Here is a 23,801-nt window from a genome sequence, read left to right as displayed (position 1 = left end):
AGAGCAGCTGACTCTTAATCAGCGGGCCCAGGGTTCGAGTCCCTGGAAGTGCACCACAAAAAGACAGGACATTTGTCCTGTCTTTTTTGTTGCACTTCCCCCCTGCGGGGGCGGCTTCATCGTTCGCGCTGCGGCGCTCCGGTTCAGCTCGCAGGGACTCTCAGGCTAAACAACATGCCACTGGCATGTCGTTCTTAACGCCTTCGTCTAGAAGTGCACCAAAAGGAGGCGGTCCGAAAGATGACTGCCTTTTTTGTTGCACTTCCCCCTGCGGGGCGGCTTCACCGTTCGCGCTGATAGCGCTCCGGTTCAGCTCGCAGGGACTCTCAGGCTAAAAAACATGCCACCGGCATGTTTTTCTTAACGCCTTCGTCTAGAAGTGCACCACAAAGGGGACAGCATTGATTGATGCTCGCTTTTCTTTTGCTGCACTTCCGTCTGCGGAGTAGCTTATCAAATGAGGCAATATATTCGAGGACACAGGACCGTAAAGCAACGGCAAATACGGTGAAATCTGCAATATCGTCAATATTTTTACAATACATAAGTAGAGGATACTGGTATACTCAAATCAGATAAAACGTTTTTGAAAGGAGGCCATTTACAAAGGTAAGGTTGATTCATTCGTGTCTGCTGGTTGGAACATTGGAAAACTGTTAGAGGATACGTTTTGAGGAAGAATTGCTCTTTGTACAGGGCATGAATAGGAAGATAGCCGGGCAGCCAGCGGTTCCAACATCTGCGAAAGCGGACAGCATACGCGAAATGGCCGAAAGGCGGAATTCGGTCAAACATCAGCATAAGGAAAAGGGCGGCAGCGTTTTTTCGTTGTGCAAAGAAGAGGAGTCTTGAAATCATGAAAAACTCGCAAAATGTGAGCTCGCGTCTGGAGCGCGCGTACCGGATCACGGTGTTGATAGCGATAGGCCTTATCCTGGCAGCAACAGGATTGTCGTTGATCTTTGTCAATCCGCTTGGCGCGAACATTGAACTCATTACACGCTGTATCAGCATTGCGACCGTTGCGGCGGCCGTGCTGATCCTCACAATGTGGATCTACCGCGCGATCAAAAACAAGAGGATGCTGAAATTCTTTTCGGCATTGCTCTGCATCCTGCTGGCGCTGGTCGTGGCAATCAATATTCTGCTGGCGCGCTTTTATGTGCTGCCCAACCAGTTTTTGAACCGCAACACGCCCGACCCGGTGCGTACTGCCGATTCGCTGGCGCAGGGCAGAAGCGTTACCGAGCAGCTGGAAGCAGAGGGTGCGGTACTGCTGGAAAATAGAAACGGTGCGCTGCCGCTGAACACCACAAAAATCAATCTGTTTGGTTTTTCGTCGGAAGCGATTATCTATGGCGGTTCCGGCTCCGGTGCGGCGGACGAGAGCAAAAATGTAGGTCTGGCGGATGCGTTTGCGAATGTTGGAATCGAAGTGAACCCGGAGCTGGTAAAATTCTACCAGGAGCAAAACAGCGCAGAGGAAAAAGGCAACGGAATTACGGTGCTGCTGAGCGACTACAGCATCCGGGAACCGGCTGTCGATGCATATGGAGACAGCCTGCTGGAAAACGCGAAGGCTTTTTCGGATACCGCTGTGGTGGTGTTTGGCCGTGCGGGCGGTGAAGGCGCTGATATGCCGATGGATATGGCGGCCTACGAGGGCGGCACTGCCGGACGGCATTATATGGAGCTGAGCGAAAACGAGGAAGCGCTGCTGGCGATGCTGGAGCAGAATTTCAGCAAGGTGATCGTGCTGATCAATTCTTCTTCTCCCATGGAGCTGGGCTTTTTGGAGGCTGAGGGCGTTGATGGTGCGCTCTGGATTGGCGGTCCCGGTTCCGTAGGCCTGAACGCAGTTGCGCAGATTCTCGCCGGTCAGGTGAATCCGTCGGGACGGTTGGCCGACACCTATGCGTATGACGTGACCTCCAGCCCTGCTTATATGAATGCGGGCGACTTTTCTTATACGGGCACACAGCAGCCGGGCGGCGGTATCTCCTCTCTGATGGGCGCCGGGGAACAGCCCTACAAGCTTGTGAATTATCAGGAAGGAATCTATGTCGGATACCGATATTATGAAACCGCTGCATTCGACGGATATATCGACTACGAGAAAACGGTCCAGTATCCCTTTGGGTACGGACTGTCCTATACCACCTTTGAGCAGAAGATGGGGGAATTGAGGGAAGAGGATGGTGACATCTGTGTGGATGTGACCGTGACCAACACAGGCGATACGGCCGGCAAAGAGGTCGTGCAGCTGTATTACACCCCGCCGTATACCCCGGGCGGAATTGAAAAGGCACATGTGGTGCTGGCTGCCTTCGATAAAACCGATCTGCTGGCGCCCGGAGAGAGCCAGACCCTGACGCTCCGCTTCGCGAAAGAGGATATGGCCAGCTATGACTACAAGGATGCAAAGGCCTATGTGCTGGAACAGGGGCCCTATGAGATCAAGCTGATGAAAAACAGCCATGAGGTGATCGATCAGCGGACCTATGTGGTGGAGCAGACCGTTTTTGACCGCGCCAGCGACATCACCAAAGCCACAAATCAGTTTGACGATCTGGATACCGGCATTCAGTATGTAAGCCGCGCCGATTGGGAGGGTACCATGCCCAAGGAGCGCGGGAAGGATCAGACGCCTTCGCCTGAACTGGTGGCCGCGCTGCAAAAAACCACAGTGGAGACCGACCCCAACGCGGAGGATATCGTATTTGCCGATCACGGGCTCACACTGGCCGATGTGCGAGGGCTGGACTATGACGATCCCAAGTGGGAGCAGCTGCTGGAACAGCTGTCGATCAAGGATATGAAGCAGCTGATCGGAATGGGAGGCTGGCAGTCGGTGCGCATCGCTTCCGCGGGCAAGCCGGAGGTGCTGGATGTGGACGGCCCCGCCGGTCTGAACGGCCTGATCAACGGGACCACCGGCAACCAATATACCAGTGAAGTCGTGGTTGCCTCGACCTGGAACACTGCCCTGACCGAGGAGTTCGGCAAGGCGCTGGGAAATGAGGCCTATGCCAATCACGTTTCCGGTCTGTACGGGCCTGCCATGAATATCCATCGTACCCCGTTCAGCGGCCGTAACTTCGAGTATTATTCCGAGGACGCGCTGCTGTCCGGCAAAATGGGCGCGGCCATGGTGCGCGGCTGCAACGCCACCAACACCTACACCTTCATCAAGCATTTTGCAATGAACGACCAGGAGACCAACGCGATGGGTCTGAGTGTGTGGAGCAACGAACAGGCCATTCGGGAATTGTATCTCCGCCCCTTTGAGATCACAGTAAAGGAAGGGCAAACAAAGGCGCTGATGTCCACCTGGAGCCGGGCCGGTACCACCTGGGCCGGTGCAAGCAAAGCGCTGCTGCAAAATGTGCTGCGGGACGAATGGGGCTTCCAGGGCTTTGTGATCAGTGACAACGCCATGGTCGGCAGCTTCCAGAACGCGGACCAGGCCATTGCCGCCGGCAACGACATGCTGTTGAGTTCGCTGCAGAAGGAGATCACGATTGATCAGACCGCGGAAGGCCGCCAGCTCATGCGGCAGGCCTGCCACAATATCCTGTATGTTGTGGCCAACAGGAATGCGCTGGAGCTGGTGCGGACCGGGGTTCCCAGCTGGATCTATAAGCTGGAGCTGATCGATGCGGCTCTGCTGGGCCTGATCGCATTGGGCTTCATGGGCTACACCAAAAAGAAAAAGCCGGTTTTGGAGATCTCTGAGGAGAAATGACCGGAGAAAGCGGCAGGCTCTGGGGCAAGTTTGAATATACAATAAAAAAAGCAGGACTCAGTCCTGCTTTTTTTATTGCTGAAAGGAGATGCTTACACCCGGGTGCAGAGGGTCTGCAGGGTGCCGGTGACGGCGAAATCGCCGCTGTTTGCGGGCAGGAAGATGCTGTCGCCCTTTTTGACCGGCAGAGTTTCGCCGCCGCAGCTCACTTCGCCTTCGCCGTCCACCACCAGGAGGGAAACGAAGCTCTCCGGGCCGGCGGTGCCCTTGAAATCATTGGTGTATGCGTCCACAGTGAAGTAGTCGCACTGGGCCAGATGGCCGCCGAAATCGTAGTTTTTGGGCGGCTGGAGCTCGGTGACGGCCAGCGCCTGAGGAATGTGCAGGGCGCGGGGCTTGCCGTCTGCACCCACGCGGCCGTAGTCGTAGACCCGGTAGGTCACGTTGGAGTTCTGCTGGATCTCCGCGATCACGATGCCCTGGCAGATGGCATGCAGGGTGCCTGCGGGGATGAAAAACACATCGCCCTTATGCACCGGAGCTGCATTCAGCACCTCGGTGAGGGTGTTGTCCTGGATGTGGCGCTCGAACTCTTCCCGGCTGATCCCGTGATCGAAGCCGTAGTAGAGGAAGGCGTTCGGCTCGCAGTCCAGGATGTACCACATCTCGGTCTTGCCGTACTGACCCTCGTGCTCCAGGGCGTATTCGTTGCTGGGGTGAACCTGGATGGACAGGTTGCCCTTGGCGTCGATGAATTTGGTCAGGATGGGGAAGTCCTCAAACCGCTCGCAGTTGGTGCCCAGGATGCCCCGGCCCTGAGCGGCGATGTAGTCCGCCAGGGTCTGGCCTGCGTGGGGGCCGTTTACGATGGTGGAGGGGCCGTCCTTGTGGCAGGAGAGCACCCAGGCCTCGGCCAGGGGGTTCAGGTCGCTCTCGATGCCGAAGTCGGTGCGCAGCTTTTCGCCGCCCCACAGGTAATCCTTGCAGGTGGGTTTCAGTTTCAACATAGCCATGCTTTGGTCGTCCTTTCTGGTATGGATTACAAGAGCGCCGCACAGGCGGTGCCGCTGGATGCGGCCCGCCTGTGCGGCTGTAAAAAATCAGGTCAGCCGCACACGGTCAGATCGGTGCGCAGCAGGATGTTTTCGGCATTGTCGCCCAGCTGGATCTCGAAATCGCCGGGCTCAACCCGCCAGACGTAATCGGCGCCCAGGGTGCGCAGAGCACGGGGACCAACCGATACGCTCACGCGGCGGGATTCGCCGGGGGCCAGCTCCACGCGGGTGAAGGCGGCCAGCTGACGTTCCGGCTTGACCACCGAGCTGAAGTAGTCACGCACATAGATCTGGGGAACCGCCACACCGGCGCGGCTGCCGGTGTTCTCCACCGTGAATTCCACGGTGACGGTCTCGCCGGGAGCGATCTGAGTGCGGTCCAGCTTCAGGTCATGATAGGCGAAGGTGGTGTAGGCCAGGCCGTAACCGAAGGGATACAGGGGCAGCCAGTCCATCTCCACATAGCGCTTGCCGCCGCCGGGACGGCGGCTGTAATGGCAGGGCACCTGGCCCACGCTGCGGGGGAAGGTGATGGGCAGACGGCCGCTGGGCTCCGCATCGCCGAAGAGCACGTCGGCAATGCCTGCGCCGCCCTGCTCGCCGGGGAACCAGGCCTCCAGGATGGCGGGCAGATGCTCGTTCTCCCAGTTGGCGCTTACCGGACGGCCGCTCTGGAGCAGCAGCACCACCGGGGTGCCGGTGGCGTACACGGCCTTGACCAGATCCAGCTGGCGGCCGGGCAGGTCCAGAGAGGTGCGGTCGAAGTTTTCGCCGCTGGTCTCCTCGTTGTCGCCCATGCAGAGGATGGCCACGTCGGCCTGACGGGCGGCGTTCACCGCCGCATCGAAGTCCTCACGGCCGGCGCTGTAGCCGAAGATGACCCGGGCGCCGCGGCCGTCGTTGGTGAACTCGATGCGCACCTTGTAGCGGCGGCCGGCCTCAAAGCGGAAGTCCAGGGCCTGATCGGCGCTCTTGTCCGGGCCCCAGCCGTCGATGAGCAGTTCGTCGTCGATGTACAGGCGCATGCTGTCCTGGGTGCTCAGGCCGATGCAGCCGTCGATGGTCTTGGGCATGCAGACATAGCCAGTCCAGGCCACGCTGAAGCAGCCGGCATCCAGCTCGGGATGGGGCAGCGAGAAGATCCAGTTGAAGTTCACGGTGCGGTCGGTACGGGTCTGCACCGGGGTGCCTTCGGGCTTGGGACCGTTGTAGTAACGGCCGGTGAGACCGGCGTTGCCCTCCTCGTCGCAGAGCATGCTGGGATCAAAGGGATGCAGTGCCTGGCCCAGGATGTTGCAGCCGCGGGCATGGATCACCCGAGTGCCGGGAGCCACCGCATTGCGGATGCCGTCCAGCACGGTCACCTGGCCGGTGCGGCCGCGGGCCTCGGAATAGTCGCCCAGAGCGGCTTCGTCCGCGCCGGGGCCGATGACCGCGATGCAGCCCAGGTCCTTGCGCAGGGGCAGCAGGCCGTCGTTCTTCAGCAGGACCACGCTTTCCCGGGCAATGCGCCGGGCCAGCTCCAGATGATCGGGGCAGCGCAGCACCTTCTCGGCGCGGGTCTCGTCGGTGAAGGGGTTCTCGAACAGACCCAACAGGAACTTCACCCGCAGCACGCGACGGCAGGCGGTGTCCAGGATGGCGGGATCAAGCTTGCCGCTCTCCACCAGATGCTCCAGGGCGTTCTGCCACACATCATGGGGGAAGTCGTAGAGCTGCAGGTCCACGCCCGCTTCCACGCCCAGGCGCACGGCCTCTTCCGGCGTGGGGGCAATGAAGTGCCAGTCGTACAGGCGGGAGACGGCGGTCAGGTCGGTGCGCACGAAACCCCGCATGCCGTATTGGCCGCGCAGTACGTCGGTGAGCAGCTCGTGGTCCATGGAGACAGGGATGCTGTCGATGGAGTTGTAGCTGCACATGGCGTTCATGGCGCCGCCGTCCACAAAGGCGGATTCAAACACGGGCAGGCAGTCGCTGAACACGTCGTGGCGGCCCATGGTGCAGGGGGCGCAGTTCAGGCCGCCCACCGGGTTGCCGTAGCCCACATAATGCTTGGGCTCGGCGGCGATGGCGTCCGGGGCGGTCAGGTCGTCGCCCTGCATGCCCCGCACCACCTCGCGGGCGAATTCGCCGCACAGGTGGGTGTCCTCACCGTAGGATTCCTCGCCGCGGCCGTAGCGGGGGTCGCGGATCAGGTCCATTACCGGGCTGTAGCTCTCGTGGATGCCCATGGCCCGGGTCTCGGTGGCGATGGCGTGGCCCATCTGCCGACCCAGTTCCGGGTGGAAGGTGGCGGCCAGACCGATCTGCTGGGGGAAGCTGGTGGCCCGGTTGTTGAACAGACCGTGCAGCGCCTCCTCACTGAACAGGAAGGGGATGCCCAGACGGGTCTTTTCCAGGGCGTAGCGCTGCACCTGGTTGGCCATGGCGGCGGTCATACCGCGCAGCTGCACGCTGCCGACGCTGTGGCCCTGCAGCAGGGCGTCAAACCGGTCCATATCCATGGCGGTCACCTGGCCGTTTTCGTCCTGGGTGGTGAAGTCGCCGGAGAAATACTGGTCGGTCTGCATGATTTTTTCCCGCAGCGTCATCCGGCCAAGCAGGTCGTCAATGCGCTCTTCTACGGGAAGCTTGGGGTCTTGATAGGGAAACATCGAAAACATTCCTCCCAAGGGGATCAGGATTTGTTGTTGGGCAATTTACGGCCGTTCACGGCCAGGTTGGCAAAGCCCAGCGCCGCCGCCAGCAGGAACAGGCAGGGGATGCTGGAGTTGCCCAGAACGTTCTGCAGCAGGGGCTGCAGGGTGGTGCCCACACTGGCGGACAGGCAGGCCGCGATGCTGGCGGTGGCCGAGGTCACGCCGATGTAGGTGGTCTTCGCGTTCTCCGGGCTGGAGACGAATTGCAGGTTCATGCTGGCGATGGACGCGCCGCCCGAGCAGGCGGCGGTGGCCACCATCAGGATGGGGGCCATGAAGGGAGCCCAAGAGGGGCGCACAAAGGCCCAGCCCAGCGTGCAGGAAAGGTTGATCGCGGCGGTGAGCCAGATGACCCGCCGCCAGCCAGCGGCGTCGGCCAGGCGGCCCCAGTACCAGCTGCCGGCCATGCCGGCCACCGCGGAGACCACGCCCACCGTGGTGATGAAGCTGTGGCTCAGATTCAGAACCCGCAGCTCGTACACCGACAAAAACGGGGTGGAGAGTCCGCCGGGCAGACCGCCCAGGATACAATAGAGCAGCAGCGGGCGGTAGGATTTGTCCCGCACAGGGCGCAGGATATCGGCCGGGCGCAGCTTGCTCACAAAGGCCACCGGGTTTTCCCGAACCAGGCCCAGCAGCAGCGCATCCAGGATCGCCAGAGCGGCGCAGACCGCGCCGATGAGCAGATAGCCCGCCTCCGGGCGGCCGATGCGGGTGAAGTAGTCCAGCTGACGGCCCATCACCAGGGTGGCGGCGCTGTTGACGCAGACTGCCGTGATGTCCTTGCGGGCGAAGAAGGCGCCGCGCCTGCCGTCCGGCGCGAGGCCCAGCGTCAGGTGGGAAAGGCCGGGCGTGACCACGCCCGCGGCAAAAAAGGCAAGAGTATAGAGCGCCAGCACCACCCAGCGGGCCTCGGAATGGCCCGGCACCGCCAGGGGCACCAGGAACACCGCGGCCAGCGAGAACCGGTAAACGATGCACAGCAGCCAGATGGACAGCTTGCGGTGGTGAATGCGCTCAAACAAAAACGGAGAGATGAATTGCAGTACACAGCCCAGCTGCGGGATCATGGCCACAAAGGCGCAGAAGGAAATGGATGCGCCCAGCTGGCTCAGATACCCGGCCAGGAAGTTGCCGGTTCCCACCGAATAAAGGACGGCCGCCACGGCGCCCTCGGTGATGAGAGCGTGGCGGCCAGCCTCCAATTGCGATTCGGTGGGCGGTTCAGACGGAAAAAACAGTTGACGAAGCCAGCCCATGATCTGCCTCCCGGCGTTTTACTCCGCCTGCATCTGCCGCCCGCGCAGCAGGTCGGCATAACGCACGATCAGCCGGGTCAGGTTGGGCAGGCCGCTTTCACGGCTGATTTGACGCCACTGGTTCAGGTACAGTGCGTACCAGTGTTCCAGACGGGCGGCCAGGACCGGATCCTCGGTGCGGGGACCGGCCAGCCAGACGCCGATCTCGTTCCAGAGCAGCACGCTCTCAGCGGTGACGCTGGCCAGGCTGATGATCTCCTTCTTGCCCGCGGGCAGGAAGGGGGCGCAGGCCAGCACCTGAGACAGGGCCTCGTTCACGGCGGCGTTGGCTTCGGGAACCTTGGTCAGGTCCACTTCTGCCAGCAGCTCGGCCCGGCGGGCCTCGTCGCCGTCCATCCAGTTGACCACGTGCCGCCAGTCGAAGACCTCATGGTCGGACATCTCGGTCAGGGCGGCCATCAGCTTGCCGGAGGTGTCGCCGTAGCCAATGCGGGACACCGCCTCGTTCAGCTCGTCGGCCTCCACCGGCTCGGCGTTCCAGCTGAAGGCTGCGCCGTACAGGATGCCGGGGATGGTGAGACGGGGATCGTTGATGTGAGCGTAGTCGCCCCAGTCGGTGTTCAGCAGGCCAATGGCCTTGTACTTGTGGGCGTGGTGGCACATGAGCCGGATGTTGGAATAGGCATACCGGTACAGGGGAACCCACTGGTTCCAGGCGCACACGCCCGGGCAGGCATACTGGGTGATGCCGCTGGCCGCGATGTCGCGGATCTCGTTTTCCCGCTGGTTGGGCAGATAGCCCCAGTTCAGGCAGATGGTCTCCTTGGGCAGCTCGGCGCAGCTCTGTGGGAAACGCCACATGATGTCGCCCCAGAACATGGGGATGCAGCCCTGGGATACCAGGTACTCGCACAGGGCCTTCACGTGGCTCACGTAGAGGGCCTTTTCGCCCAGCTCGTCGGCCAGGTGTTTGCTGCGGCCCTTGCCCAGGTCGAAGGTCTCGTCGGCGCAGATGTTGAACTTGTTGGTGCGGAACAGCGGACGATACTCGTCGATGAGCTTCTTGACAAAGTCCAGTACGTCCGGGTTGGAGACGTTCAGGGTGTGGTGCGCACCGGCGTAGGTGTAGCTGAAGGGGATCTTTTCAGAGTCCGGCAGCTCGCACAGGTCGCAGCAGGTCTTGGTGGACAGAATCTTGTACATGTGACCGAAGCTGGACAGCGAGGGCACCAGCTCGATGTGACGGGCGGCGCAGTAGGCGTCCAGCTCCAGGATGTCGTCGGCGGTGAGGGGGGTGTCGTCCCGCCAGGCCTCGGACAGATCCCGGAACAGATAGGTGTGCTCAATGTACAGCTGCCACTGGTTGACCTTGTAGCGGCAGAGCAGATCCGCCACCTGCTTTAAGTAATCCAGGGTGGGTACCCGGCCGCGGGAGCAGTCCAGGTAGTAGCCGCGGTTGGCCAGGTCGGGCCAGTCCTCAATGAATATCGAGGGCAGTACCGCGCCGTGGCGCTCCAGGTACTGGATCAGGGTCTGCACGCCGTTGCACAGGCCCTCGTCGGTGCCGGCGCAGAGGGTGGCGCCCTCGCTGCCCACGGTCAGAGTGTAGCGGTCGGCCAGCGTGCTGTCCACGCGCAGGGCGATGTCGCCGGAAAAGGCTTCGCCCCGACCAAGGGCCGGGCAGAGCCCGGCCTGGTCACAAATGGCGTTTTGCAGCATCTGCGCATAGAGCAGAGCCTCCGGCGCGGTGCCGGGGCAGAGCACGATGCGGGTGTGCGGAGTCAGGGTCATTGCGCCCGAACGGGACTCCACCCGTTTGGGCTGCGGTAAAAATTCCATAGCCATAGGAATGATCCTCGCGGCCTTGCGGCCTGTTGTGAATGTGTGGGAAGGCGCGGCTCAACGGATGCGCAGCGTCTTGATCTCGTAGGGCTTGATGGTGAAGCGGATGCCGCCGTCCTCCAGGGAAACGGGCTCGCCGTCGGGCTGCTCCATGCAGTCGCAGCTTACGGCCTCGGTCACGGGGCGGCCCCAGTGCAGCACGGTGTCGGTGAGGGCATTCTCGCTCTCGTACATACGCACGATCACGCCGTTGCCGTCCTCGGCCTGCTTGATGGTCTCCACAACCACGTTGGGAGCGTCGCACACGGCCAGGCTGAAGGCCTCGCCGGGCTCGCCGCCAGCCACAGCCAGAGCGGGCTGGTTGAGGAAGAAGGCCTCACGCACAGTGCCGGCAGCACGCCAGGTCTCGGCGTGGGGGTACAGCGCGTAGGTGAAGTGATGCACTTCCTGGTCGGTGGTGGGGTTGGGCTCGATGCCGGACTTGATCAGGGTCAGGGAGATGCAGCTGTCCTTCACGGAATGACCGTACTTGCAGTCGTTCAGCAGGCTGACGCCGTAGTGACCCTCGGACAGGTCGGCCCACTTCTGGCCGCAGCTCTCGAAGCGAGCCTTGTCCCAGCTGGTGTTGGTGTGGGTCTTGCGGGTCAGGTTGCCGTACTGCACCTCGAAGGTGGCCTCGTCGGTGTGTACGTTCACGGGGAACTGCACCTTCAGCAGATGCTGATGCTCGTGCCAATCCACGGTGGTCACGAAGTCGATGCGGCGGATGTCCGCATAGAAGTGGATGTCCTGAGAGATGGTGGAGTTGCTGAACTCCCGCTCGATGTGCAGGGTGGCGCGCACCGGGCCCTGCTCGGTCCAGGTGAAGGAGCGCAGGTCGGTCACATCCCAGAACTTCTCGGTGTAGTAGATGTCGATATCCCAGTTGTCGTAGTAGATGGGCTTATCCTCGAAGACACGCAGCAGGTTGGCGGTCTTGCCGGCCTGCAGCACCTCGCGGCGGTTCTCCTTGTCGAACAGACCGGCGATGCCGCCCTGCTCGTCGAAGCGCACGGTGTAGAAGGGGGTCTCCAGGGTGTGGCCATCCTCGCTCAGGGCGAAGCGGCTGGCCTGCTCGGCCTTGCCGGCAACCGCGAAGGTTTTGCGGCCCTTGGAGGGCAGATCGGCCAGGAAGGCAACAGCGCCGTTCTCGGTCTGCTGCACGGGGTAAACGCGGCCGGTCTCGTCGGTCAGGGCGGCCGCGTCGCACTCGCCCAGCTCGACCACGTCGTTGCGGCCGAAGCCGGTGGTGTTGTAAACGGTCATGCCGCTGCCGGCGGGGGTCAGGGCGGTCAGGCGCTCAGCGCACAGGGTGCCGATCTCGGCCTCCATCTGAGCGTACTCTTCCTTGGTAACCTCGTATACCTCACGGATGGAGGAGCCGGGCAGGATGTCGTGGAACTGGTTGATCAGGATGCCGTGCCACAGACGGTCGATGGCCTCGGTGGGGTAGGCGACCTGAGCGGCAGCCAGCACGCTCAGCAGCTCCAGGTCCATCATGTGCAGCTCGGCCTTGCGGTTGGAGCGCTTGTTGCGGGCCATGGAGGTCAGGGTGCCGCGATGGTACTCGAAGTACAGCTCGCCCTCCCAGGTGGGCAGACGGCGGTTGCCGGAGACGCGGTCCTTCAGCTCGTCGAAGTAGGTGCGGGCGAAGGCCTGGCGTACCTTGGGCAGACCCTCCACGCCCTTTTCCATACGGGTAGAGGTCTCCAGCATGGAGCGGGTCGGGCCGCCGCCGCCGTCACCGTAACCGTAGCAGACCAGAATATCGTTGTTGATATCCTTCTGCTGGTAACGGTGCCAGCCGCCGATGATGGCGTCCGGATGCAGGATGCCGTTGTAGGTGGTGAAGAAGTCCTTCTCATCCTGGCCAACGCCCAGGGTGGTGACCAGATGGGTCAGGATCTCGGTGCCGTCGATGCCGCGCCACATGAAGGTGTCGTAGGGCATTTTGTTGAACTGGTTCCAGGCCAGCTTGGTGGTCATGAAGTAGTCGATGCCGCACTTCTTCATGATCTGGGGCAGAGCGCCGGAGTAGCCGAATACGTCGGGCAGCCACAGGATGCGGTTGTCCAGGCCGAACTCCTCCTGGAAGAAGCGCTTGCCGTACAGGAACTGACGCACCAGGCTCTCGCCGCTGGTCAGGTTGCAGTCGGCCTCTACCCACATGCCGCCTTCGGGCTCCCAGCGGCCCTCGGCCACGCGGGCCTTGATCTGCTCGAACAGCTCAGGATAGCGCTGCTTGAGGAAGTAGTACAGCTGGGGCTGGCTGGACATGAACTTGTAGTTGGGGTACTCCTCCATCAGCTTCAGCACGGTGGCAAAGCTGCGGCAGACCTTCTCGCGGGTCTGGGCAACGGTCCACCACCAGGCCACGTCGATGTGGGTGTGGCCGATGCAGCTGGCGATCACTTCGTCGTGACCGGCCAGGTCGGTGTACAGGTCCTTGGCCAAAAATTCCCGGGCCTGGGCCACGGTGGCGTAGAAGCTCTCGTTGTAGGGGGTACGCAGGTCCAGCAGGTTGATGGCGTCGTTCAGCACACGCTCCAGGTCCCGGCGGGCCTTGCTGTCCGCATCCAGGCGGGGGAAGGCCTGCAGGGGCACGGCCAGATCATAGTACAGGCCCTCGATCTCCGGGTCAACCTCGCGCAGGTCCACGATCAGGTTGAACTCGGTGTGCAGGATGCCGGTGTAGGCCTGCAGCTCCAGGCGGTACTGGGTACCGGCCTTGGCGCAGCGGTCCAGCAGCACGTCCCGGTGGTTCATGTCGATGCCCTGGGTGACCACGCCGTTCACAAACAGCAGGAACTGGGGGTTCTTGGCGTCGTCCCACTCGTCGATCTGGGTGCACACGTGCATCCACAGGGGCTTGCCGTCCATCTCTTCGGGAACGGTCACGTCGGCGCGGAACCAGTAGTGCTTGTCGGGGCCGTACCAGTGCATGGTGCGGCAGTCAAAGGCCTCGAAGGGAGCGGGATCAGCGTCCGCGTCCTCGGGGCGCAGGAAGTTGCCCGGCTTGTACAGCCAGTTGTCGGTGGGGAATTTCTGCTTCACAGACAGCTTCTGCAGCTCGGTGCAGATGCCGTTGATCCGCTTGTCCAAAAAGCTCATAGTTTCCATAGTTTTTTCCTTTTGCGCTTGGAAGCCCGCGCAGGCGGGCTCGGGTTAATGAAATACGTCGTAATTGAAATCGTGATAATGGAAGCCCAGCCAGAGGAACCCCACATCGCCCGGCCGGGAAGGTGCGGACGATGTGCGGAAGTATCCGTTTTCCAGGGCTTGCGGACGGGTTTTGGAAGTGTGCTCCAGTAATTTCTGGAACAGCTCGCGGCGCTTCTCCTGATAGGCAGGCAGGGCGGCCAGATCGTGCTGCTCCATGGCGCCGTTGGTCTTGGGACGCAGGCCCTGTTTTTTGCAGCTCCGCAGACAGTCGATGGGGAGCGTCATGCTCTCGAAGCCGTAGCAGGCGCGCACGGGGTCGAAATGCATCTTGCCCATGGCGCGGGTCTGGTACCCGGCGTCGGTGAGCAGGGCGGGCAGGGTGGCCCGCCGGGCCGTGGCCTGCCCCATGACCTGAGCATGGGTCGCGTTGGTGACCACACCGCTCTCATACCCGCGCAGGCCGGTCATCAGGGTGGTGCGGGAAGGCACACAGATGGGACAATCGGCATAACAACGGGTATAAGCGGTGCCCTGTGTATACAGGTAGTTTAGGTGCGGCGTGTAGATGCTGGAATTTCCCAGGGCCTGGATGGTGTCGAACCGCTGTTGGTCTGTGGTGATGAGCAGGATGTTATCCTGCGACAATCAGACCATCTCCTCGCCGGAGGTGCAGTCGAAGGAATTGGACTTGATGTAGTCCAGCAGGCGGTCCACGGTGGTGAAGGCCAGGCCGGTCACGGTGTCGGCGCAGCCGTAGTAAACGGCGATACGGCCGGTCTCTGCGTCAGCCAGGGCGGCGCAGGGGAAGGTGACGTTGGGTACGTCGCCCATGCACTCATAGGGCATATGGGGGGCCAGGATGTAATCCTTGCCGCGGGCCTTGACCTTCCAGGGCTCGTCCAGATCCAGCAGAGCAGCGCCCATGCGGTAGACGTAGCCGTTGCAGGTGTTGATCACGCCGTGGTAGATCAGCAGCCAGCCCTCGTCGGTCTCGATGGGGATGGGGCCGGGGCCGATCTTCAGGCTCTGCCAGGCGGACTCGTCGCCCTTCACAGCGCCCATCATGTAGCGGTGGCGGCCCCAGTAGACCATATCCTCACTCTGGCTGACGAAGATGTCGCCGAAGGGGGTGTGGCCGGTGTCGCTGGGACGGCTCATCATCATGTAGCGGCCCTGGATCTTGCGGGGGAACAGCACGCCGTTGCGGTTGTAGGGCAGGAAGGCGTTCTCCAGCTGGTGGAAGGTCTTGAAGTCCTCGGTCCAGGCCACGCCGATGGTGGGGCCATGGTAGCCGTTGCACCAGGTCACGTAGTACTTGCCGTCCATGTAGCAGACGCGGGGGTCATAGCGGTATTCCCGCTTGGTGATCTCCGGGTCCTCGCCCACCAGATGGATGGGCTCGTCGTCGATGGTCCAGTGGATGCCGTCCTTGCTGAAGCCGGCGAAGATGTCCATGCTGATGGACATGCTGTCGCAGCGGAACACACCGGCAAAGCCGTCGCCGAAGGGAACTACGGCGCTGTTGAACACGCTGTTGGAGCGCTTGTTGCCGTCGCGGCCGATGATGGGGTTGGCATCATAGCGCCACAGGGGCAGGCGGGTTTCGGCAGGGGGGTCCTGCCAGGGGATGTTGGGCAATGCATTGCCAATGATCTTAGCCATTATGATTTCCTCCTGAATATGGGGTCAAGGGTTATCCCACGATGCGCACGATGGGAGCGAACATCTGCTCATGCAGAGCGTCCAGGGCACGTTCGGGGTCGGTTTCGTCGGTGAGCCACAGGGTATAGCGGTACTCGGTGAAGCCGGAGAGATCCAGCTTGAAGTTGGTCTCCCAGGTGTTGTTCATCAGCCAGCTGTATACCGGGCGGCGGTTGTCTTCGGGCAGGCGCTCACACAGACGGATGGGGTGGTGAGCCAGCTCGCCGAAGTAATACAGCGGGGTGTCGAAGGCTGCCAGCAGAACGCCGCCGTTTTCGCCCACGAAAGCCAGGCCGTCGTCGCTCATGCTGTATTCCATGTTGGTGCCGGGCAGCTGGTCCACGCCGGGGCGCATGGCCTCACGGCCGCCCTTGCGCAGCCACAGCTGGCTGTCGGGAACGTTCAGGGACAGGGGCAGGTATACGCTCTCCACGTCGGTGGAAAGGGTCTTGCCCAGCTCCAGGCTCAGGTCGATGCGGGGCATATCCTCGTACAGCTTGAGCACCACGTCGCAGTGCACGCTGCCGTTCATGCTGCCGCGCAGGCGCAGGATGGTGAACACGGGACCGCGCTCCTCGCAGATCACTTCCTCCAGCACAGCGGGGTACTGCTTGGCGTGCTTGCCGCGGATGTTGCGGCCCAGCAGGCGGCGTTCCTCGTAAACGTCGGTCTGGCCGGGGCGAACGGGGGTGCACTCGTATACCGGGGTGAAGAAGGGCAGGCCGTTTTTGGGCATCAGCTCACGGTCGGCACGCTTGTCGAACAGGCTGCACAGGCCCTGACTCACCTTGTATTCCAGACGGAACCAGCGGTTCTCGAAGCTGTAGGGCAGGCGGTAGGTGACCGGGTCGAAATCGTTCACGATGTCCCGGATGCGCTCGGCGCCCACATAGCAGCGGCGGGTGTTCAGCTTCTGCTCCACAGCGGGGGCCTTGTCATAAGTATACCGCTTCACCTCGTGGGGTGCAAAGGTATCGGTGAAGGAGATCAGACGTCCGCGGGGATGGGGGCTGACCTGGCAGGGCAGCTCGCGGCCGTCCTCGGTGCGGACCACAGCCTCCGGCAGGCCGGCGGGCAGGGTCTCCACATAGAATTCCACCGGCATCACACCGGCCTGGCCGGTGGGGTTCTGCACCCGGATGGTGCCGCTGGTGGCGTAGTAGCGCAGGATGTCGCCCTGCTCGCGGGCGATGCGGCCCAGCAGGCGGGCAGCGGCCTCATGGGCCTGGCTGGCGTAGCCGTTCTTGCGGCTGTCCAGATCCAGCACCATGGATACATAGGGATTGGTGATGCTGGCGGAATGGCCCCAGGTGTGCTCGGCGTAGAGCAGCAGGTTGTCCTCGGCCTGGCGAACCAGCTCGGGAGCCTTGGTGTCCAGATCGGGGTCCAGACGGCGGGCCAGGTCGTAGCTGCGGCGGGCGCCCAGGTAGTGCTTCACCGCATAGGGGGTGGAGCCCACGCCGTTGGCCCACCAGTCGTTCAGATCGCCCCGCAGCACAGGCACGTTCTGCAGCTTGGGGGCAATGGCGGCGTACAGCTCCTGCAGGCTGACCATCTTTACCTGCACGGTGTCGCCGTATTTTTCGTTGTAGCCCTGAATGGTCTGGAGGATCAGGGGTTCGGGGGGCGCGTTGTCGCTGAACACGCCGGACACGGAGGCCAGGATGAAGTCGTAGGGGTATTCGTTCTCCTCGCACTCGGTCAGGTAGGCGTCCAGGTTCTGGGCCAGGGCCTCCACATCGTCCTCGGGACGGGGGCCGGTGCCCAGGCGGTCCATGGTCATGAAGTTGGGGGTGTGGTTGGGACGCAGGCCCAGCACGTTGCCCAGGTTGTAGTGCTCGCCGTTCCAGACCAGCAGCCGCTTGCCTTCGGCGTTCTCCCAGAAGTAGGCGTTCTGGTTCTGGTACAGCGGGTACATGCCGTGGTGGCAGTGAATGTTGGTGTAGAGGAATTCCACACCGTTGTCCAGCATGGCGTCACGCTGGCCCATGGAGATGCCGTTGATGTCGGCGCACATGGCGGTGTTCATGGTCACACCGGCTTTTGCAAAGCGCTCGCGCCACTGGGCCAGGCGGCGGGAGTAGATGCCGCAGTCCAGCAGGTCGGTAAAGTTCAGATAGTTGGCGGAAAGGCCCATACGGCCGTCGGCAACCAGCTCCAGGAACTGCTTGCGTTCCTCTTCGGTGGCGGATTTGAAGAACTCCTCCACACAATACAGAGTCTCGCAGTTCCAGCGGAAGTCCCGGTTGGCTTCGTCCTGCATCATGCGCAGGGCGGTGCGGATGTAATCCACCTGCAGTTCGATCACGTGCTCCTGCAGGTCGGTGTAACCGATATCGGTGTGGGAATGGTGCACGGCATACACCGTGCGGATGGCGTGCTGCTTCATGGAGAGAGTCCTCACTTCATGTAAAAATTTCCCTGTGGTTTTTATCAAAAAGGGCCGCCGCACGGCCGGGCCGGTGAAAACGTTGATCTTGACAATAATTTGTTCGATCAAAGGCGGCGATGAAACGGAATGCCGCTTTCTGTGTTTTCTCCTGCCCGCGCGGTGCGGCGGCCTTATGTGGTGGATTGAATTGCGGTAAAGATTCCGGTGGAATTAGGCTGCGCTGCTGGCAGAGGTGCTCTGAGCGGAAGTGCTCTCGGCAGCGGTGCTTTCGGCAGCGGAGGTGTTCTCGGCGGGAGCGCTCTCAGAGGTGGTGGTGCCCTTGGTGGCCATGAAGGCGTCTACCTGCTCCTGGCACTGAGCAACGATCTCGTCGAAGCCGGCCTTGCGCATCTCGTCCATGATCTCGGGAACGATCTCATCGGTGGGACGGGTGCCGGACAGCATCTCGCCCTTGTAGCGCTCGTAGATGGCAACGCAGTTGGCCAGCTGATCCTTGAAGGCGGAGGTGTCCAGAGTGAAGCCCAGCAGCACGGAAGCCTCGGCGTTCTCGTTCAGCTCCTTAACCTCGTCGTACTGGTTGAAATCGAACTCGTCGCTGGGAGTTACAGCGAAGAAGCTGCCCTGGGTGTAACCGGCCATGGTCCAGTCAGCGTTGTTCTTGTGAACCCACTGCTTGGTGTCGTCGGTGTAATCCCAGTTGTCGCCCTGTACGCCGTAGTACAGCAGGTCACGTACGTAGGAGTCGGTGTTTACCAGCTGCAGCAGCTCCAGAGCCTTGTCGGGGTGAGCGCAGTTGGCAGAGATGCAGTTGATGGAGCCGCGAACGGTGTCGTTGGAGATAACCGTGGGGCCCAGCTTGGTGGCCTGAGCGTCAACACCCATCTGGGGACCCCAGCTGGTGATGGCGGCGCCGGACCAACCCTGAGCTACGCTGCAGGGCTTGTAAGCGTTCTCTTCGGGCTTGGTGGCAGCGTCAGAGTTGATGATGCCAGCCTTGTACCACTCGTGGAAGGTGTTCAGAGAAGCCTGGATATCGGGCTGCTCCAGAACGGGAACAACGGTAGCGGTCTCGTCGTTGTAGCGAACGCCGATGGGCAGCAGACCGGTGCCCATGTTGTCGTACTCGAAGGCAACCCAGGTGGCGCCGTTCTTGTTCATGGGGAAGGAAGCCTCACCCTTGGTGTCCTTCATGGCGGTCAGGGTGTCGGTCAGGGTGCCCAGGTCAGACATGGGCATAGCCTCGGGGATGGTGAAGCCAGTGCCTTCGGCCAGCTCCTTGTCCCAAACCAGGTACTCGGAGATGGAGGAGTCCTTGTAGGTGGGAACGCCGTACAGCTTGCCGTCGATCTCACAAGCCTCCCAGTAATCCTCGGGGATGGAAGCGTACAGCTCGGGGCTGGAGGTCTTCACCAGCTCGCTGATGTCGGCGAAAGCGCCGATGTGCACGTCGTTCACGTAGGTGTTCATGTTGGTGAACAGGATGTCGTACTCACCACCGGTGTTCACGATAACGTTGCGGCGGTTGTCCCAGTCGCCCCAGGAAACGACCTGAACGTCCAGGTTGACGCCGATCTTCTCTTCCAGGTAGGGGTTGATCTGCTCCAGCCAGGCGTCGTAGTTGGTGGGCTGGCCGTTACCAACGGTAACCCAGGTCAGGTTGACCACTTCGCCGTCAGCAGCGCCGGAGGTGGTGCCTGCGGTGCTGGCAGTACCGGAGGTGCTGTTGCCGCCGCAAGCGGCCATGCTCAGTGCCATGGCGCCGGCCATGCCCAGAGCAAGTGCTTTGTTGAGCTTTTTCATATTGTTTCTCCTTTTTCTGTTATTTTGTAATTCCGAAATTGGAAAACCGAAATGAAAGTGGGTCCCTTAGCCCTTAACGGCGCCGATGGTCAGACCGGAAATGAAGTATTTCTGGAAGAACGGATAGGCGCAGGCGATGGGGATAACGATGATAACCGCAATGGCCATACGAACGGATTCGGAAGGCATGGAGTTGCGGTACTGCTGCAGGCTCAGGCCGGCAGAGGGGTTGTTGGCGATGTAGTCCAGGTTCTTCATCATGTTGTTCAGAAGAGCCTGCAGGCTGACCAGGTTGTTCTTGGAAATGTACAAGCTGGACTGGAACCAGTCGTTCCAGTAGCCGAAGGTCAAAAACAGACCGATGGTGGCGAATACCGGCTTGGAGATGGGAACCACGATGCGGCTGAAGATGGTCAGCTGGGTAGCGCCGTCGATCTTGGCGGATTCGATGATGGAATCCGGAATGGTGGTTCGGAAGAAGGTCTTACAGATGATCACGTTGAAGCTTGAGACCGCCAGCGGCAGGATCAAGCACCAGATGGTGTCGTTCAGGTGCAGCATGTTGGCCACAACCACGTAGTTGGCAACCATACCGCCGTTGAAGATCATGGGGATGAATACCACCCAGTTGAAGAAGCCGCGCAGGCGGTACTGGGGGCGGGAGAGCACGTAGCCCATGCTGGTGGTCAGCAGAACGCCGATGACGGTACCTACCACGGTAACGATAACGGAGATCAGCAGCGCGTGGGAAATGGTGCCTCGCTCGTTCCACAAAAACTGGTAAGCGGCGGAGGAGAAGGTCTCAGGCCACAGGGCGTAGCCGTGGGTCCGGATGGATTCCTCCGAGCTGACCGAGATCATGATGACGTAGAAAACAGGGAACAGGCACACGAAGGAAAGCAGGGCAAACAGGGCGTTGAACGTAGCGTTGGTGGCCGGTTTGATCCGGTCCAGCTTAGCGGTTGCCCGGGCTTCCGCTAATTCGATGGCTTTTTGCTCCTTGCGGAGCTTGCGCTTTTCAGAAACGGTCATGATGCTCCTCCTTTCTCTTAGATGATGGCGCTGTCAGAATCCAGCTTGGAAACGATGAAGTTGGCCAGCAGGATGGTTGCGCAGCAGCATACCGCCTGGAACAGGCCGGCGGCCGCGATCTGGCCGATGCTCATGCCGTTGGTGCGCAGGTTCTGGAAGATGAAGGTGTCGAAGGTGCTGGCCACGTTGTACAGGGAGTTGGGCACGCCCTGGGTGACCTGGTAGAACAGACCGAAGTCGGAATAGAAGATCTTACCGATGTTCAGAATGAACATGATGATGATCATGGGCTTGATGGAGGGGATGGTGATGTACTTGGCCTGCTGCCACTTGGTGGCGCCGTCCAGCAGGGCGGCCTCATACAGGGTGCCGTCGATGCCGGTGATGCTGGCCAGGTAAACCACCATGTTGTAGCCCAGGGACTTCCAGGTGGACATGAAGGCCAGGATGAAGGGCCAGTAGGCGGGGGCCGAGTACCACATGACCTTCTCGCCGCCCAGAGCGGTGATGATGTTGTTGGCCAGGCCCTTGTCGGGATTCAGGAAAGCGTATACGAAGTAGCTGACCACAACCCAGGACATGAAGTAGGGGAAGAACATCATGGTCTGGTAGCACTTCGAGGCAAACTTGGAGTACAGCTGGTTGATGATGATCGCCAGGGTGACCGGAATCACCAGGTTGATGACGATAAATACCAGGTTGTACAACAGAGTGTTGCGCAGCAGCATGCCGAAGGTGTTGCTGCTCAGGAAGAAATTGAAGTTCTGGAACCCGCACCAGTCGCTCTGGAACAGGCTTGCCAAAAAGCCTTTGCCGGGGGCCAGTCGGAAGTCCTTGAAGGAAATGATCAGACCGAACATCGGCAGGTAGCAGAACACGGCGAACCAGATGGTTGCAGGCAGGCCGAGCAGGGTGAGTTCCGTGTCGTCACGGGTCCAGCGCGCGCGTTTGGGGCGCACCTGGGCGGAGGCAGCGGTCTTCTCCTTTTTCATGTGGGCACTCCTTTCAGTTAACCGAACACGCGCAAAAAACATTGTTAACGATTAACGTTAGTTAACATGTTAATCAGGCGTGTTTTCATTTGTTAGCTTAATATTAACCTGTCCCAGGAGGCTTGTCAACCGGCAAACTGCACAAGTTTCAAGACTTTTTGTTGGCGTTGCGTCATTTTTGTGAATAATTAATAAAATTTAAATGAAGTTTTTGAGCAGAAGAAAGAATAAAGTTAATAAGTGTTAACAAATGTATTGTCTTTTAAATTTAGATAAGGTATAATTAGAAAAGCAAAACTGAATGAGTTCAAGACGGGAGTGTACCATCATGTGTAAACCAACCATGCAGGACATTGCGGACGCATTATCGACTTCCCGCGTTTCGGTGTGGAAGGCACTGAACAACCGGCCCGGCGTATCGGATGCGCTGCGCCAGCAGATTCAGGAAAAAGCACGGGAAATGGGCTATTGGCAGCCTGCGGCGGCCCCGGCGGCGGTGCAGGAGCCCAGCCACGGCCGCACGGTGGCGGTGGCGGTGTGCCGGCCGGAGTCCTCGCTGTTCTGGATGCAGATCATCCATCAGATCGCAAAGGACCTGTCGCGAAAAGATGTTAATTTAATGTATACCTATTTGCCCACTGGGTATAAAGAGGGGTATACTCTGCCCTCCAGCCTCACCGACGGCTCGGTGGAGGGGATCATCGTGCTCAACGTGTATTCGCCGCCGATCTTCCAGATGCTGGCGGATCTTCCGCTGCCCAAGGTTTATCTGGACACCATCCCCACCATGACCTTTGACCAGCTGGACGGAGATCTGTTGCTCATCGAAGGGCGCGAGCCCATCCGCCGCATCACCAGCCGCCTGCTGGACAGAGGATACACCCGTCTTGGATTTTTGGGCGACGTAAACTACGCCCAGACCAACACCGACCGCTACCGCGGTTTTCTGGATGCCTTTGCTGAGCGTGGGATGACTCCCGACCCGGCCCTTTCCATGACCGGCGCCCTGGGGCTTCGCACCCATTACGAGGAGCTCAGCCGGTTTCTGGAGCAGCTGCCGGTCCAGCCGGACGGATTTGTATGCGTGAGCGACTACATCGCTCATTTTATCCAGCGCTACTACGAGGAGCACGGCACCGAAGCGGGCCGTGTTCCGGCGCTGACGGGCTTCGACAACAACGCCGAGTACCTGAACGTGGCCGAGCGCATCACCACCGTGGAGGTGCGCCCCAAGACCCTGGGCGCCCGTCTGGCCAGCAAGATTTTGTTCCTGCTGGAGCATCCGGGCCTGGCCCAGGAGGTCAGCTATGTGTCCTCGGATGTGCTGTACCGGGGCGTGCTGGCCGGGGAATAAGCCCGGTCAGCGGTCCACCTCGATCAAAAAGCTGCTGCTGCCCGCGGGGTAGTAGCTCTCGGTATATTCCACCCGCCGTCCGTCGCCGGTCAGGCCGGTGGAGGTGATCAGAATGACCGGCTCAAAGGGACTGATCTCCAGCCGGGCGGCCACCTCGGCGGGCGGCGGCACCACCTCCAGCTTGCGGCTGGCGTGACGTACCTCCAGCCCGCGGCTGGCCATCACCTCATAGAAAGAAAGATCGGTAAAATCCAGCTGAGCCATGTCCGGGAAGAGCTTGTGGGGCACGTACAGCGTGGTGTAGACCACGGGTGCGTTGTTCCGGTAGCCCTCCAGATGACGCAGCCGAACCAGCCGGGTCACCTTGGCCCCGGCTGTCAGCTGCAATGCCCGAGCCGCCTCTTCGGGGGCCCGTTCCATCGCAAGGTCCAGCACACGTGTGCGCAGGGTGCGGTGGTTTTTTGTGCTCTCGGCCCGGTAGCCGGTGACGAACCGGGTGGACTCGTGGGCCACCTTGGGCTCGGTCACGAAGGTGCCCCGGCCCTTGACGCGCATCAGCCAGCCCTCCCGGGCCAGGGTGTCCAGCGCCTGGCGCAGGGTGGGGCGGCTGACCCCCAGCAGAGTACAAAGCTCGTTTTCCGTGGGGATCTGGCCCCCTACCGGGTATTCACCGGACTGGATGCGGCCGCGGATGTACTCCGCGGCCTGCTCATGCAGCGCTTGTGCCAT

The 23,801-nt window shown here is 61.0% G+C and carries 14 protein-coding genes; 2 read left to right on the top strand and 12 right to left on the bottom strand.

Annotated elements, in window-relative coordinates; translation table 11 throughout:
* Positions 1 to 856 precede the first annotated feature (856 nt).
* A complete protein-coding gene (locus B5G03_RS15870; RefSeq protein ID WP_087182642.1) occupies positions 857 to 3,745 on the top strand; it encodes a glycoside hydrolase family 3 protein in 2,889 nt (962 codons plus the stop codon).
* A gap of 92 nt (positions 3,746 to 3,837) precedes the next feature.
* On the opposite strand, the gene B5G03_RS15865 is transcribed toward B5G03_RS15870, so the two are convergent.
* From B5G03_RS15865 to B5G03_RS15815, 11 genes are all read right to left on the bottom strand, one after another.
* On the bottom strand, positions 3,838 to 4,758 hold the full coding sequence (locus B5G03_RS15865) for a type I phosphomannose isomerase catalytic subunit (RefSeq protein ID WP_087182641.1): 921 nt from the start codon (positions 4,756 to 4,758) through the stop codon (positions 3,838 to 3,840).
* A gap of 92 nt (positions 4,759 to 4,850) precedes the next feature.
* The gene (locus tag B5G03_RS15860; RefSeq protein WP_087182640.1) at positions 4,851 to 7,454 is read right to left on the bottom strand and encodes a glycoside hydrolase family 3 C-terminal domain-containing protein; all 2,604 of its coding nucleotides are present in this window, start codon (positions 7,452 to 7,454) and stop codon (positions 4,851 to 4,853) included.
* Between the two features lie 23 nt (positions 7,455 to 7,477).
* On the bottom strand, positions 7,478 to 8,758 hold the full coding sequence (locus B5G03_RS15855) for an MFS transporter (protein ID WP_087182639.1): 1,281 nt from the start codon (positions 8,756 to 8,758) through the stop codon (positions 7,478 to 7,480).
* Between the two features lie 18 nt (positions 8,759 to 8,776).
* Positions 8,777 to 10,603, bottom strand: coding sequence for a beta-N-acetylhexosaminidase (locus B5G03_RS15850; RefSeq protein ID WP_087182638.1), 1,827 nt, complete (start codon positions 10,601 to 10,603; stop codon positions 8,777 to 8,779).
* A 54-nt stretch (positions 10,604 to 10,657) separates the two neighbouring features.
* Entirely contained in the window at positions 10,658 to 13,759 is a 3,102-nt protein-coding gene (locus B5G03_RS15845) for an alpha-mannosidase (RefSeq protein WP_343286911.1), read from the bottom strand.
* A 45-nt stretch (positions 13,760 to 13,804) separates the two neighbouring features.
* Positions 13,805 to 14,446, bottom strand: a complete 642-nt coding sequence (locus B5G03_RS15840; RefSeq protein ID WP_087182637.1) for a sulfatase-like hydrolase/transferase — start codon at positions 14,444 to 14,446, stop codon at positions 13,805 to 13,807.
* A complete protein-coding gene (locus tag B5G03_RS15835) occupies positions 14,447 to 15,463 on the bottom strand; it encodes a glycoside hydrolase family 130 protein (protein ID WP_087182636.1) in 1,017 nt (338 codons plus the stop codon). It abuts the gene before it with no gap.
* A gap of 31 nt (positions 15,464 to 15,494) precedes the next feature.
* Positions 15,495 to 17,891, bottom strand: coding sequence for a glycoside hydrolase family 38 N-terminal domain-containing protein (locus tag B5G03_RS15830; RefSeq protein ID WP_087182635.1), 2,397 nt, complete (start codon positions 17,889 to 17,891; stop codon positions 15,495 to 15,497).
* 213 nt (positions 17,892 to 18,104) lie between these two features.
* Positions 18,105 to 19,694: an ABC transporter substrate-binding protein gene (locus B5G03_RS15825; RefSeq protein ID WP_087182634.1), complete on the bottom strand. Its 1,590-nt coding sequence runs from the start codon at positions 19,692 to 19,694 to the stop codon at positions 18,105 to 18,107.
* A gap of 66 nt (positions 19,695 to 19,760) precedes the next feature.
* Positions 19,761 to 20,726, bottom strand: a complete 966-nt coding sequence (locus B5G03_RS15820) for a carbohydrate ABC transporter permease (RefSeq protein ID WP_087182633.1) — start codon at positions 20,724 to 20,726, stop codon at positions 19,761 to 19,763.
* Positions 20,727 to 20,743: 17 nt separating this feature from the next.
* Complete coding sequence (locus B5G03_RS15815; RefSeq protein ID WP_087182632.1) at positions 20,744 to 21,718, bottom strand: ABC transporter permease; 975 nt, start codon at positions 21,716 to 21,718, stop codon at positions 20,744 to 20,746.
* Positions 21,719 to 22,046: 328 nt separating this feature from the next.
* On the opposite strand from B5G03_RS15815, the gene B5G03_RS15810 reads away from it, so the two are divergent.
* On the top strand, positions 22,047 to 23,072 hold the full coding sequence (locus tag B5G03_RS15810) for a LacI family DNA-binding transcriptional regulator (RefSeq protein ID WP_162613438.1): 1,026 nt from the start codon (positions 22,047 to 22,049) through the stop codon (positions 23,070 to 23,072).
* A 6-nt stretch (positions 23,073 to 23,078) separates the two neighbouring features.
* Here the strand turns inward: B5G03_RS15810 and B5G03_RS15805 are convergent, their stop codons facing one another.
* Positions 23,079 to 23,801: a GntR family transcriptional regulator gene (locus B5G03_RS15805; RefSeq protein WP_087182630.1), complete on the bottom strand. Its 723-nt coding sequence runs from the start codon at positions 23,799 to 23,801 to the stop codon at positions 23,079 to 23,081.

This window comes from Gemmiger sp. An50, assembly GCF_002161595.1.
Lineage (GTDB): Bacteria > Bacillota > Clostridia > Oscillospirales > Ruminococcaceae > Allofournierella.
This window is presented reverse-complemented; position numbering and strand designations above follow the sequence as displayed.